Raw genomic sequence first — 13870 nt, 5'->3', positions numbered from 1 at the left:
CTTATTCTAAAGGTGATTCTGGATGTAATTTCAAATACCTTCTGACTTTTTAGACACTGCTTTTTTTCTTGTTTCTTTATCAAACAAACTGTAAATAACAGGTACAACATATAAAGTTAAGAATGTAGAACTAATTAATCCACCTACTACGGTAATTCCCATTGGCTGATTAATCTCCGTTCCCTCTCCTAAACCTAAGGCAAGGGGAACTAGTCCTAAAATAGTCGTTAAAGCAGTCATTAAAATTGGACGAACGCGATCCCTTACGGAAGTTATTATTGCTTCATAAGAGTCCAAACCACTCGCTTTTCGTTGATTGATATAATCCACCAAGACAATTCCATTGTTTACAACAATACCTACTAAGATAAGAATCCCAATTACTACTGAAATACTTATTGATGTGTTTGTCGTGAAGAGACCAATGAAAATTCCAATAGCAATTAGAGGAACAGTGAACATAATCACAAACGGATATTTATACGACTCAAATTGTGCAGCCATTACGATGTATACTAAAACAACTGCCAATAATATAGCTAATATCATATCATTTTTTGCATTGTCCAATAACTCTCTATCTCCTCCAAAGGAAATGAGCACATTTTTTGGCAAATTAGCTTTGTCAATGGCAGCATCCACGAAACCGGACATTTCACCTAAAGAATAGTGCGAATCATATTTTAAGGTGAATGTAACAGCGCTCGCTTGATTTACTCTTCGAATAGTTAGAGGTCCTTCTGCAATTTCAATATTCGCTACATCCTGTAATGTAATATACTGACCAGATGGAGTTCTTAATTTTAGTTGTCTTAATTGTTCCACACTATTTCGATATGCTTCATCATATTTCACATAAACTCCATAGACATCATCTTGGTCGGATATAATTTGAGTAGCAAATACACCTCGTGTTACATTATTAACCGTTTGAGCAATTTGTACGGGGGCAAGCCCATAATCTGTTGCGGCATCTTTTTTTACTGTCATTTGCACTTCATCAATTTTTTCGGTTAAATCATTTCTCATACTAGTTACGCCATTTATTTTTTCCACTTGTTTCGAAACGGAATGTACCGCTTTATTCAAATTATCTTTACTAGCAGATGATAGCGTGAACGATAATGAGTTAGGTGATGAACCAGCTGCAGTCTGCATATTAAAATTCACTTCTACATTTTTCCCAGCAACTTTTATTACTTTCGGTTGGACTTCATCTACAAACGTGAATGTAGATCGCTTGCGTTCATCTAAAGGTACTAGCTTTACGGATATTTCTGCAATATTAGATTTAGATGTCCCTCTCGATTGCCCTTCTTGATTTCCTCCTACAAAACTGACGAACACTTCCACGTCTTTTTCTTCTTGCAATTGCTGTTCAATATTCTTAACGACTTCATTCGTTGCTCCAAAAGATGCACCATTTTCAAGTCTTACTGCAATCGTAACAAAGCCCTCATCTGTAGCAGGTAAAAATTCCGTCCCCGTGCGGAGTAAACCAAACGCTGAAATGGCCAATAAAATAACTGTAATCGTAAGAACTATCGCGCGATGGGATAATGACCATCTAATGGATCGTTCAAAATTATTATACGTTTTCGAACGTCGTCTTTTCGCTTCAAGATCACCTTTTGGCTTCTTCAGCATTCTACTAGCCATCATTGGTATAACTGTAATGGCCACGACTAATGAAGCAAATAAACTAAACGATATCGTTAGTGCAAATTCCGTGAATATTTGTCCAATTAATCCAGAAAGAAATATAACAGGCACAAACACAGCGACTGTAGTTAAAGTAGATGCAGTAATAGCTCCCACAACTTCTTTTGTCCCAATAAAAGCTGCTTCTCGTGGATTCTTGCCTAATCCTAAATGCCTTTCAATATTTTCAATGACAACAATGGAATTATCGACGAGCATTCCTATTCCTAGTGCTAATGCTCCAAGCGTCATAATATTTAAAGAGAATCCAGCAAAGAACATTAACACAAAAGTCACAATAACTGAATACGGAATAGCAATACCTATAATAATTGGACTCTTAATTCCCTTTAAAAAGATAAATAATATAAGCATTGCTAAAATACCGCCTGTTATAAGCGTTGAGCCAATATTATTAATCGCTAGTCTTACATAATCTCCTTGGTCAAATAATATATCTGCTTTTATACCGGAAAACTCTTCTTTTGCCAGTTGCTTGTCTAACGCTTCCTTAAATGCTTTGGATACATTCGCCGTATTTGCATTCGATTCTTGAAGAACTGATAGTAATACAGCGGGTTCGCTATTTGCCCTAGTTTCTGAACTTTGTTCTGGTTCCGTAAGTTGGACCGTCGCAATATCTGCAATCGTCACTTTTTTTCCATCGAGCGGATTTACAGTAATAACTAGGTTTTTAATATCGTCTATCGTAGTAAGAGTGCTAATGATTCTAGTGGTGAGCGTTTTTTTATCTTCTGTTTCAATAGGACTTCCTGGAAGAGAGATATTGTTTGCTTGAATGAGTTGTACAATATCGCTCTGTGTTATCCCTTTTTCTTCTAGCTTATTTTGATTAAGCAGGATTTGCACTTCTTCTACGATTGCACCGGATACATTTACACTTGCGACACCTTCTGTACTAATTAGTTCTTTTTCTAGCTTTTCCGCGATTAATCGAATATCTCCATTTGCTTTTTTGCCACTTAACGATAACTGAATAACCGGAAATTGAGCTGGATCAAACTTTAGAAACTTAGGTTTTATGGCTCCTTCAGGCATAGGCGTAATGTCGATTCTCTGCATGACGTCTGATTCTACATCATCCATATTTGTGGACCACTCAAATTCCAATAATATAAAATTTGCTCCTTCTTGGGATGTACTATTAATGGATTTAATACCAGGTAATGTACTTAAGGAATTTTCGAGTGGCTTGGTAATTTTTTCATTTACTTCAACTGGGCTTGCGCCAGGATAACTTGAAACGACTACCGCAATTGGAGGATTTAAGTCCGGTATTAATGTAATCGGAATTTTAAAAAAGGAAACCCCACCGAGGATAATGATTAAAAACATGATCACGGTTGTGAATACAGGCCTTTTTATGGAGAAATCACTTATTTTCATTTTCGGGGACCACCTTTATATTTGCTACTACTATCATATGCCCAAAAAAGGAAGAGTTCAAATTATTAAATAAAGATCTTGCCATTCTGGTGTGCGATCTTGCGATTTGGGCTTGGATTTTGCGATTCGCAGAGTCTATTTTACGATTTGAATCAATCTTACACTTTAAGGAAGAAATAACCTTCCTTAAGTGCACTTGGTCTTTTCTATTTCTAGAGTGCTTTGGATGAAACATTGGCTACACTGTTACCATTAAAGTTTTGGATAGTGAAGTGACTGCGTCACTTCACTATCCATTTTTTTCAGTAATCTTGTGGCTGATGTTTGTCCGTCGCCCTCTTGAAATTTGTAGAGATATGGTGCATTAGGTTTGGTTAATGAGAGATTAAGTACTTTCCTATTCTTCTAAAAGCGGACGAAGATGCAATTTCGTCCGCTCAGCGCTTCTTTATCATTGGATACTCTCTATTTTGCTCTAGTACCGCCTACTCTAATCATACACCCACTAATTCATATATACTGTGAACGGTAAAAGAAAAAACAATCATGATCAAGCTCCTGAAAATATATTATGAAGCCTTACTATTACTAGATTCTTAGCTGTAACTAGACAAAATCTTGTTGTTGGTACTACTCACTTAATCGATTGTAGTGAAAGGTGGCGACTCCAGACGGCGGCCAACAGGATGGTGGTCACGAAGGCGTTGCCACACGATGTGGCGTACTTAGCCTTCGTTCCTCGGAGATAGAAGAGCCATCACAAGCGACGCGAATGCTGCACCCTCGCGGAAAGCGTCCACTTGAAACGTAAATCCTCGGTATTATTTTTTCATTAAAGTACTATGAAACTGGTTTCGCAAGAGGAAAATCTATATACTTGCTTAATCTAAAAAAAAAGACCACCTTATTTAAAAGGCGGCCTCCCATATTATAGAAGATTGTATAATTTAATATGCTCATACTTATCTTGGAACCATCTTGTTGCAAACTCATTCTCAAATAAGAAAACATAATTATCGTAACGATCTCGCACGAGCATACTTCTTGGACCAGTCATCGATTCTTTTACCTCTTCTTCATTTTCAATCCATCGAGCTACTTTCGAACCGATTGGCTCCATTCGTACATCTACATTGTATTCACTTTTCATCCGGTGCTCAAACACTTCAAATTGAAGTTGGCCAACTGCTCCCAAAATAACTTCTTCCGTATGAAGTGTTTTATAATACTGGATCGCACCTTCTTGTACTAATTGCAAGATACCTTTATGGAAATGCTTTGATTTCAATACGTTTTTAGCAGTTACCTTCACAAATAGTTCTGGAGTAAATTGAGGTAACTTCTCATAATTAAATGCTTTCTTTCCTCCAACTACTGTATCGCCAATTTGATAATTCCCCACATCATAAAGACCAATAATATCGCCTGCAACTGCCACATCAACCGTTTCACGGTCATCTGCTAAAAACTGTGTTGACTGTGTAACTTTGAAATTTTTTCCAGTACGAGCGAGTGTGATATTCATACCTCTTTCAAATTTACCAGATACGATACGGACAAAGGCAATACGATCGCGGTGTGCAGGATTCATATTCGCTTGAATTTTAAAGATAAAGCCAGAGAATTCTTCATTCAATGGACTTACTTCCTCTCCAATATCTGTGTTACGAGGTTGTGGTGTAGGAGCAAATTGTAAATAGGTTTCTAAAAAAGTTTGCACACCGAAATTGGTTAACGCACTACCAAAGAAGACAGGAGTTAAATCTCCTGAAAGTACTTTTTCTTTATCGAAATTATTTCCTGCTTCATTTAAAAGTAGGATGTCTTCCATTGCTTGTGTATAATAGGAAGTTTGTTTCATCGAATGATCCACAGCAAGTTCTCCATTTTCATCAATAGGAAGATATTTATCGGATTCTTCTACACGGAATTGTTCGATTCGCTTATTAAAGCGATCATAAATTCCTAAGAATTCTTTCCCCATACCAATTGGCCAGTTCATCGCATAAGATTGAATCCCAAGGACTTCTTCTAACTCTTCCATTAGTTCCAATGGTTCTTTCCCTTGACGGTCAAGTTTATTTATAAACGTGAAAATAGGAATTCCTCGCATGCGACAAACTTTAAATAGTTTTAATGTTTGTGCTTCAATCCCTTTTGCTGCATCAACAATCATGACTGCGCTATCTACAGCCATTAATGTTCGATACGTATCTTCACTGAAATCCTGATGCCCAGGAGTATCTAAAATGTTAATGCGACAATCGTTAAAATCAAATTGCATGACAGAAGAGGTAACCGAGATACCACGTTGCTTTTCGATTTCCATCCAATCCGATGTTGCAAATTTCCCGGATTTTTTCCCTTTTACTGTTCCTGCATCACGAATGGCCCCACCAAAATATAAAAGCTTTTCTGTAATAGTTGTTTTACCAGCATCGGGATGGGAAATGATTGCAAAGGTTCTTCTTTTTAATATTTCATCTGTTAAATTTAAGTCCATATATTTTGTATCTCCTTCTTATTTACCTTTTTATCATATGGATTTGTGCACGAAAATACAAGTAAAAAAGAACCAGCTTACCGTTTTCTAACGAAATAAATCACAGAAGCGGCTGCTGATTCTACTAGTTTTTATTAAAGTTTGTTTATACCATTTTTGAATTTACATAAGCATACAAAAGTTTAGCTGTTTGTTCCAACGAATCAATATGCGTCCGTTCATATGCATGGGAAGCTTCAATTCCTGGTCCAAATAAACCATGTTTTACATCGTAACCTGCTCGAATAGCAGCTGATGCATCAGAACCATAGAACGGATATATGTCTAATTTGTAATCGATATTTTCTTTTTTTGCAAGTTCTACTAATTGACGAGTAAGCTCGTAATGGTATGGTCCCGAAGAATCTTTTGCACAAATAGAAACGGTATATTCGTCGGATGTTTGTCCGTCTCCTATTGCGCCCATATCTACTGCAATATATTCCATTACTTGTTCTGGAACATTCGAATTTCCACCATAGCCGATTTCTTCATTATTCGAAATATAGAAATGAGTTGTATTTGGAAGAAGAATTTTATTTTCTTTTATTGTCTTAATTAATTGAAGCAATAATGTTGTACTTGCTTTATCATCTAAATGACGGGATTTAATAAAACCAGTTTCCGTTTCTTCAAAGCGCGGATCAAAAGATACAAAGTCTCCCACTTCAATACCTAAAAAACGTGTTCCCTCAGCATTCGTTACTTTTTCATCCACGCGAACTTCGATATTTTGCTCATCTCTTGCCAGACCACTTGCATTTTTGTAGACATGAACAGTTGTTTGATGCATAAGAATAGTTCCTCGGATCTTTTTACCGTTAGCAGTATGTATGGTGCAGTATTCCCCTTCAACTGCATTCCAATTAAATCCGCCGACCATAGTAAGTTTTAACCTTCCGCTTGCTTTTACTTCTTTTACCATTGCACCAAGTGTATCTGTGTGAGCTGTAAGTAAACGATGGGTTACATCATTTTCCCCTTTAATAGTAGCAATTAATGCCCCTTTGTTCGTGCGTTTAAATGATACTTGTAAATCGAGTAAAATATTCTCCATAAAATCCATAATTTCTTTTGTGTAACCAGATGGACTAGGTATTTCAACTAATTGCTTTAACAATGAAACAGTCTCTTCTTTATTAAAAGTAAATGACACTTTACTTCCTCCTTTTATGTACCTCTATATCTTACCAAAAATAATTTTTTTCTTATAGAACTTAGATTTGCATCCCTATGTGTCCGCCAAAATTTTGGTGACAATTGAGACTAACTCTAGGTTGAAGGATAGCTTCGCAAAATACTTCTTGATTAATAGATAAAGGAAAAAGATATAAGTCTCCTGCGGAGGAAAAGACCAACGAGACATACAAGAAATATAGCGAAGGAGGCTCGTTGGTTCGCCGGAGGAAGTCAGTGTCTTTTCCGTACCCGATTTTTACTTAAGAAGACTTCTAACAAGCTTCACTTTGTTTCTATATGGTGGAAAAATAATATTTACCGATAACTTCGTACTCTTTTTCATAATAGATTTTTGATGCGTAAATAAAGTGAAACTTGCTTCCCCGTGATAGGCACGAGTTCCTGAATTACCTACTCCTCCAAAGGGTAAAAATGCGCTTCCCACATGAGAAATTGTATCGTTTATACAACCTCCACCAAATGAAAACTCTTCCAAGAAATAATTTTGGGCTCTTTCGTGCTCACTAAACATATAGGCAGCAAGAGGTTTAGGTAATCTACGAATTTGCCGAATAATGGTTGGTAAGTCAGTATACGAAATGATTGGTAATATAGGTCCAAAAATTTCATCTTCCATTGACGGGCTTGAGAAACTTACCCCCTCCAATAAGGTTGGTTCAATATATAAATCACTTCTATCTGTACGTCCTCCAAAAACAATATGATCTTTTTCTAAATCTAGAATTCTTTTCAGACGATCGAACTGATTTTCATTCACAATCCTTCCTAGGTCTCCACTAGCTTGAATTGTTTTTCCAAAAAACGTATGAATCGTTTGTTTCAATAGCTCGACAAATTCCTCTTTTATCGTTTCTTCTACTAATACATAGTCTGGAGCAACACAAGTTTGACCTGCATTCACCAGTTTCCCCCATGCAATCCGCTTTGCAGCTACTTCTAAGTTAGCTGTATGATCTACAATAGCCGGGCTTTTCCCACCAAGTTCAAGTGCTATCGGCGTCAATCGCTCAGCTGCAGCACGCATCACAATTTTGCCGACATTTACGCTTCCAGTGAAAAAGATAAAATCAAATGGTGCATGGATTAAAAGCGATGTTACTTCCTTTTCACCATCTATTACTCGAATATATCTCGGGTCAAATGTTTCTTCAATTATTCTCTTCACAATTTGAGAAGTATGTGGCGTTGCTTCAGAAGGTTTTATTACAGCACAATTTCCCCCTATGATAGCTCCTAGAAGTGGTTCCATCACGAGTTGAAAAGGATAGTTAAACGGTCCTACGATTAAAACAGTCCCGTATGAATCGTTAACGATAAAACTTTTGGAAGGCATTAAAGCAATTGGCGTCTTAACCTGTTTTGGCTCCATCCATTTTTCTAGATTTTTTGCCATAAAAGATATATTGTCATATAGAAGACCAATTTCCGTTGTATATGCTTCGAATTCGCTTTTTCGTAAATCATTAGAAAGTGCTTCAATAACTTCTTTTTCATATTTCTTAATAGTGATCTTTAACTTGTTTAGCTGATCTATTCGAAACTGAGGTGTTTTAGTGATTCCAGAATAAAAAAAGGTTTGAAGTTCCTCAATCATACGCTCTATTTGTTGTGATGTAACATTCAAAAAAACATCTCCTTTTCATTAATCAAGTAAAAAAAAGAATTAACCTTATTTAAAGAATCATACTATTTTTTTCTAACGAAAGAAAGATTCTTACATGCTTAATCAAAATGATTTTTTTTAATAATACATGAAAGATAGGAAATGTGGAAATACTCTTTATGTAGAGAGAAAATCATTTCTTACACTTCCAATACATTAGTCTATAAGTCTTGCATACAACATGTGATATTCGATTCATTTTTCTGAACATAAGTTTAGGATCGAAACTTGGCAGGGTATATATTGGTCAAATGGACAAAGAGATTTTAAAGGAGGAAATGAAGATGACAGAAACAGCAACATGGTGGGAAACAATTTTTACGGGTGCATTTGCAATGGGAATAAACAAAGAACGGTTATCAGAATTGGAAGAAGAATCCTTTTTATATTTTAAAGAAGTCCAAGACGAAATGGAGAGTAATAATTGAATAATTTTTCTACGTAAAATCAGCTTTTCCTTAACATATTAGGAAGGCTGATTTTTTCATTCATAAGTATTATGACTTTTTCTAAAATCACTTTTTTACACGGTATGTAAATCATAAATAAAAAACCCCAAGTTGATGATAAAGCTTGGGGTTTCACTTATTTTTTCAAATTACATACGAACACCTTTAATATTTGTTTCTGGAGCAGTTTCTTCTGGAGCAATGTCTTCAAATGTTTCATTTGCTTCTTCTAGATCTCTTGTACGATGAGCTAGTCGAGAAGCAGCACAAGCGGCAATGCTTCCTACTAAATCATCTAGAAAAGTATGAACTCCACCGCCGGATTTTGTATCTAATTTTGAAATGATACCTATTTTATTTTTATCCAGGTGACCAAATGTAGTTACGGCAATACTTCCATACGTATACACGGAGCCCAGAGCGATTGTTTCATCTACACCAAACAATCCTTCATCTGCTTCTACGATTTGTTGCAGTGGTTCTGATAATAACTTTTTTTCTGCAAGCTCATCTAATTCTACCCCAACGAGAATCGCATGCTGCATCTCTCTTTTTTTCAATACACTTTTAATCGATTCGACGCAATGTTCCATGGTTAGCCCTTTATTGTACGGTATTTGCATCTGAAAGACGATTTTAGCAATTTCGTCTAACGTAACCCCTCTCCGAAGTAACGCATCATTCGCAGCTTTCTCTACCGTTCTAGAGTGGACTCTTGATGTTTGTCTATCCATTAAATAATCCCCTTTATCTCACTATTTGTTTACAAGGACCTTATTCTTACGAAAGAATGTCGAGAATAACAGACACTTTTGAATGCTTGTTTGTTGTTCATTATACCTCTGATCATGTATATGTTACAATTTCTATACAACATGATTACTTTTTAGGAGGAACTATATGAACCGAGGAATTGTACAAGATATGACGCTTTTTAGCGATGCACTTCAAGAAGAAATGCAGCTACTTATTTACTTACCACCAAATTATTCCCCACTTTATAAATACACCGTACTTATTGCAAATGATGGAAAAGATTATTTTCAACTAGGGAGAATTTCTCGTGTTGCTGATGAGTTATATGATCAAAAGGAAATAGAGAACGTAATAATTGTTGGAGTTCCATATAAAAATGTAAAAGATAGAAGAGAAAAGTATCATCCAGATGGCCAAAAACATCAAGCATATATAAGGTTCTTGGCACAAGAACTTGTTCCATACATAGATGCCAATTATCCAACATACCAAATCGGTATGGGAAGAGCATTAATTGGGGACTCTCTTGCTGCGACAGTATCCTTATTAACTGCGCTCCAATATCCTAATACATTTGGAAAAATAATTTTACATTCTCCACTTGTGAATGAATACGTTTTGTCTCAAGTGGAAAATCATAAAGATGTACATGCATTCTCTATATATCATGTTATAGGTAAAGAGGAGACCTCCGTTTTAACTGGAGATGGATTAGTAACAGACTTTATCACTCCGAATAGAGTTTTGCATAAATTAATATTAAAAAAAGGGTTTACGACCTTTTATGACGAATTAAATGGAGAGCACACATGGAAGCTTTGGCAACCAGATATGAAAAGATCACTTAAAAACAATTTCGGCATATAAATGGTATAATGTTCATGTGATCTGTTATAAAAATACGAGGAGGTAATGAAAAATGAAATACGGTATTGTTGCTTTCCCTTCTAAAAAAGTACAGGATTTTGCTAATTCCTACAGAAAGCGTTATGACCCACACTACTCATTAATAACACCACATATGACGGTTAAAGGTGTATTTGAAGCAGATGAAAATGAAATCAAACCAATTGCGGAAAAAATTGCAGAAGTTGTGAAGGGGCATAAACCATTTACATTAAAGACTGCTAAAGTAAGTTCTTTTGCTCCTGTCACAAATGCAATATATTTTAAAGTAGAACCAACAGAAGAATTGTTAGCTTTACGTGGCGACTTAAATGCAATAGAGATAAATGATACAGAAGACTATGCATTTGTACCCCATATAACAATTGCCCAAAAAATGAATTCTAGTGAACACGATGATATTTATCCACAGTTAAAAATGATTGGTGCGGAATTTGAAGAAGAAATTGATCGCCTTCATATGCTTTATCAATTAGAAGATGGTTCTTGGACTGTTTACGAAACTTTTAGATTGTCTGGAGCTGAGTAATAATTGGTTAATGCAAAGATCGTGGAAACAGATAATGAGTATCAAGACGCTATATTTATTAGAAGAAAAGTTTTTGTAGAAGAACAAGATGTGCCGATTCATCTAGAATTGGATGAACATGATCAAAACGCGATTCATTTTGTTGCTTATGATGATGAAATTCCTTTTGGAGCTGGAAGAATTCGAACAGCAGAACCTAATGTTGGGAAAATAGAACGTGTATGTATTCTTCCCGAATATCGAGGTAAAAAGTTGGGCAACTTAATGATGCAATGTATGGAAGATTATGCCCATTCAAACGGCTACCATAAGCTTAAATTAAATTCGCAGAGTCATGCTGTTCCATTTTATGAAAAAAGAAGTTATTCGATTACTTCGCCTGAGTTTTTAGAAGCAGGTATTCCTCATCGGGCTATGGAAAAGTTATTCAGTTAAATGAAACAAAAGAGATGATTTAATAAAAATCATCTCTTTTGTTCTGTGAAAATAGAAGTTACTTGGTTTATGGTTTTTTGCTTGGTAAACAAGAGACAGTTAAACCATAGAAAAAATAAGTGATTTAAGTGTAAAATCATCTCTGTTTCGTATGAATTTCTGCAGAAATAAAAGATGAAAATAAAATTGTATCATTTCGTATTAGAACAACATATACATACAGGGAACGATTTAAACAGACCTACTTTAGATATTTCTATGTAACAAGTTGACGATTTTTTTGTTAATGAGGAAAAATGGATCTTTTTGTTATTTTTTATATTATTCGCATGACCATTAGAGGATGAAGTTTAATGGCATTTACCATGTAATATATAGGGATGCAGGAAATCAACTTGTTTGATAGATTCCCTGCCATTCTATATCTCATAATTAACTTTATTAATTATAACTTTTTATTATTTTAATTGGCAAAAACTAATTGTACCCAAAAGTATAACAATGTCAGTGTTACAATTGTTGCTATTGGTATGACGATTATAGTTACGCTTAAATAGTCTTTCCAAGTAATTTTTATCTTATTTTTTCTTAGGATATGCATCCAAATAAGGGAAGCAAGTGTACCAATAGGTAATAACAATGATCCCATGTCGCTCCCTATAATGTTTGCGAGATAGATAGTCTTTAATGTAATTGGATCTAATCCCATTTTTGTTAAAGTAATCGTCCCAATCATTAATGCTGGATGGTTATTAAATAAGTTAGAAAGTACTGAAACTAAACCTCCCATGATAAAACTTGCTTGAAATAATCCTTGGTTTACAATTGGTTCAAACATTTGAACTAACAATGCGGTAAGACCTACATTATGCAACCCATAAATAATTACATACATAGAGAAAGCAAAAATTAGAATGTGCCAAGGAGTCTTCTTCAATATATCTACCGGGTTAGTCCGTAAATGATACCATCTCCAAAATAGTAGAACTAGCGACCCAAATACTGCAACCATTTCAATTGGAATATTTACATATGAAGCGACAAAAAGCAGACTTCGTATGACAAAGACGAACAGTAATATCTTTAACATAAATTTTGTTCGTTTTCGTTTTGTTTCAACGGATATTTTCGTCTTTAATGGATGAAAATTTTTTATAAAAAAAGATTCCTCAATATCTAGGACTGAATCTGGAAGTGTTTTTGGTAGTTTTTTCTGTACAACGATATACATCAAGTACGACATAAACAATAATCCTAGCGTTGCGGGAACGAAGATCATTGCTGTATGCATCCAAAGTGACATATCTACAATCTTTAAAGCTATCAAGTTAACTAAATTACTGACACCAATTGGTGCACTAGAAGCGGTCGCAATTAGTGCGCCACTTAACAAATAGGGGATTTGTTCATGGGGTTTTATACGCATATTTTTAAGAAGCATTATTAAAATTGGAGTTGTTATTAAAATACTTCCATCGTTATTAAATAATAATGTCATAGAAAAGCATAATAACTGGATATACCAATAAAGTCGGTGACCAGAACCTTTTGACAAAATCACTATTCTTGCAGCTGCCCAGTTGAAAAAACCAAAACTTTCTAATATAACAGCCATTACAACAGTTGCCATAATGGTGATGGAAGCCCCACCGATTTTACTAATGATATCTATAACGTCATTTAGTGATACAATCCCTACTAATAAGATAATCACTGCACCTATTGATGCAGGCCATGCCTCATTAACTCCTCTAGGTCTCCAAAATATGACTAACATAGTCGTTAGAAACACCAAACTGGCGACCCCAATCTGAAAACTCATACATATACCATTTCCTCTCCTTTTTATGTTTGTCCGTTTCTCTGTATGTATATTCACTTCTCTTTAAATGAATCGAGGTGTATGTCCATATACATAAAAAAATTTCATTATTTTCTAATATTATTTCTTAAGAAGAACGAAAGCGCCCTTTAAGTACATCTTGTCTTTTCTATTTCAAGAGTGCTTTGGACGAAACATTGGCTACACTATTACCGATAGAGTAATCTTGTCGCGGTGTTTGTCCGTCGCCCTCTTGGAATATTTAAAGACATGGTGCATAATGTTTTGTTAATGAGGGAATAGATCCTTACCTACTCTTTTAAAAGCGGACGAAGATGAAATTTCGTCCGCTCAGCGCTTCTTTATCAATGAATGCTAACTATTTTTTCAGGTTCCACCAATTCTAATCATCTACCCGCTGATTTATGTATACTGTGTACGATAAAAGTAAAAATATATA

Annotated in this window: 10 protein-coding genes; 4 read left to right on the top strand and 6 right to left on the bottom strand. The window is 35.2% G+C overall.

The window, feature by feature from the left end; genetic code table 11:
• Window positions 1-30: 30 nt before the first annotated feature.
• The 4 genes from PB01_RS05265 to PB01_RS05250 form a co-directional block, all read right to left on the bottom strand.
• Complete coding sequence (locus PB01_RS05265; protein ID WP_151699223.1) at window positions 31-3108, bottom strand: efflux RND transporter permease subunit; 3078 nt, start codon at window positions 3106-3108, stop codon at window positions 31-33.
• A 928-nt stretch (window positions 3109-4036) separates the two neighbouring features.
• Window positions 4037-5611 carry a peptide chain release factor 3 gene (locus PB01_RS05260; RefSeq protein WP_151699222.1) on the bottom strand — a complete coding sequence of 525 codons (1575 nt, stop codon included), beginning with the start codon at window positions 5609-5611 and terminating at the stop codon, window positions 4037-4039.
• 145 nt (window positions 5612-5756) lie between these two features.
• Window positions 5757-6806, bottom strand: a complete 1050-nt coding sequence (locus tag PB01_RS05255; RefSeq protein ID WP_151699221.1) for a M42 family metallopeptidase — start codon at window positions 6804-6806, stop codon at window positions 5757-5759.
• 279 nt (window positions 6807-7085) lie between these two features.
• Window positions 7086-8474 (bottom strand): aldehyde dehydrogenase, encoded by a 1389-nt coding sequence (locus PB01_RS05250; protein WP_151699220.1) that lies wholly within the window; start codon window positions 8472-8474, stop codon window positions 7086-7088.
• Window positions 8475-8797: 323 nt separating this feature from the next.
• On the opposite strand from PB01_RS05250, the gene PB01_RS20885 reads away from it, so the two are divergent.
• On the top strand, window positions 8798-8941 hold the full coding sequence (locus tag PB01_RS20885; RefSeq protein WP_192797480.1) for a hypothetical protein: 144 nt from the start codon (window positions 8798-8800) through the stop codon (window positions 8939-8941).
• A gap of 170 nt (window positions 8942-9111) precedes the next feature.
• Here the strand turns inward: PB01_RS20885 and PB01_RS05245 are convergent, their stop codons facing one another.
• Window positions 9112-9696 (bottom strand): phosphatidylglycerophosphatase A family protein, encoded by a 585-nt coding sequence (locus tag PB01_RS05245; RefSeq protein ID WP_151699219.1) that lies wholly within the window; start codon window positions 9694-9696, stop codon window positions 9112-9114.
• Window positions 9697-9862: 166 nt separating this feature from the next.
• On the opposite strand from PB01_RS05245, the gene PB01_RS05240 reads away from it, so the two are divergent.
• The 3 genes from PB01_RS05240 to PB01_RS05230 are packed head-to-tail and all read left to right on the top strand — an operon-like array spanning window position 9863 to window position 11588.
• On the top strand, window positions 9863-10585 hold the full coding sequence (locus tag PB01_RS05240) for an alpha/beta hydrolase (protein ID WP_151699218.1): 723 nt from the start codon (window positions 9863-9865) through the stop codon (window positions 10583-10585).
• 52 nt (window positions 10586-10637) lie between these two features.
• Window positions 10638-11153: a YjcG family protein gene (locus PB01_RS05235; RefSeq protein WP_151699217.1), complete on the top strand. Its 516-nt coding sequence runs from the start codon at window positions 10638-10640 to the stop codon at window positions 11151-11153.
• Between the two features lie 3 nt (window positions 11154-11156).
• Complete coding sequence (locus PB01_RS05230) at window positions 11157-11588, top strand: GNAT family N-acetyltransferase (protein ID WP_151699216.1); 432 nt, start codon at window positions 11157-11159, stop codon at window positions 11586-11588.
• 463 nt (window positions 11589-12051) lie between these two features.
• Here PB01_RS05230 and PB01_RS05225 read toward each other — a convergent pair whose 3' ends face one another.
• Complete coding sequence (locus PB01_RS05225; protein WP_151699215.1) at window positions 12052-13410, bottom strand: arsenic transporter; 1359 nt, start codon at window positions 13408-13410, stop codon at window positions 12052-12054.
• Window positions 13411-13870 lie beyond the last annotated feature (460 nt).

It is taken from the genome of Psychrobacillus glaciei (assembly GCF_008973485.1).
GTDB lineage: Bacteria > Bacillota > Bacilli > Bacillales_A > Planococcaceae > Psychrobacillus > Psychrobacillus glaciei.
This window is presented reverse-complemented; position numbering and strand designations above follow the sequence as displayed.

Excerpts from the sequence above, each read along its gene's own strand:
- PB01_RS05235 (WP_151699217.1), top strand. The coding sequence starts at position 10,638 with ATGAAATACGGTATTGTTGCTTTCCCTTCTAAAAAAGTACAGGATTTT.
- PB01_RS05225 (WP_151699215.1), bottom strand. The coding sequence starts at position 13,410 with ATGAGTTTTCAGATTGGGGTCGCCAGTTTGGTGTTTCTAACGACTATG.
- PB01_RS05265 (WP_151699223.1), bottom strand. The coding sequence starts at position 3,108 with ATGAAAATAAGTGATTTCTCCATAAAAAGGCCTGTATTCACAACCGTG.
- PB01_RS20885 (WP_192797480.1), top strand. The coding sequence starts at position 8,798 with ATGACAGAAACAGCAACATGGTGGGAAACAATTTTTACGGGTGCATTT.
- PB01_RS05245 (WP_151699219.1), bottom strand. The coding sequence starts at position 9,696 with ATGGATAGACAAACATCAAGAGTCCACTCTAGAACGGTAGAGAAAGCT.
- PB01_RS05240 (WP_151699218.1), top strand. The coding sequence starts at position 9,863 with ATGAACCGAGGAATTGTACAAGATATGACGCTTTTTAGCGATGCACTT.
- PB01_RS05260 (WP_151699222.1), bottom strand. The coding sequence starts at position 5,611 with ATGGACTTAAATTTAACAGATGAAATATTAAAAAGAAGAACCTTTGCA.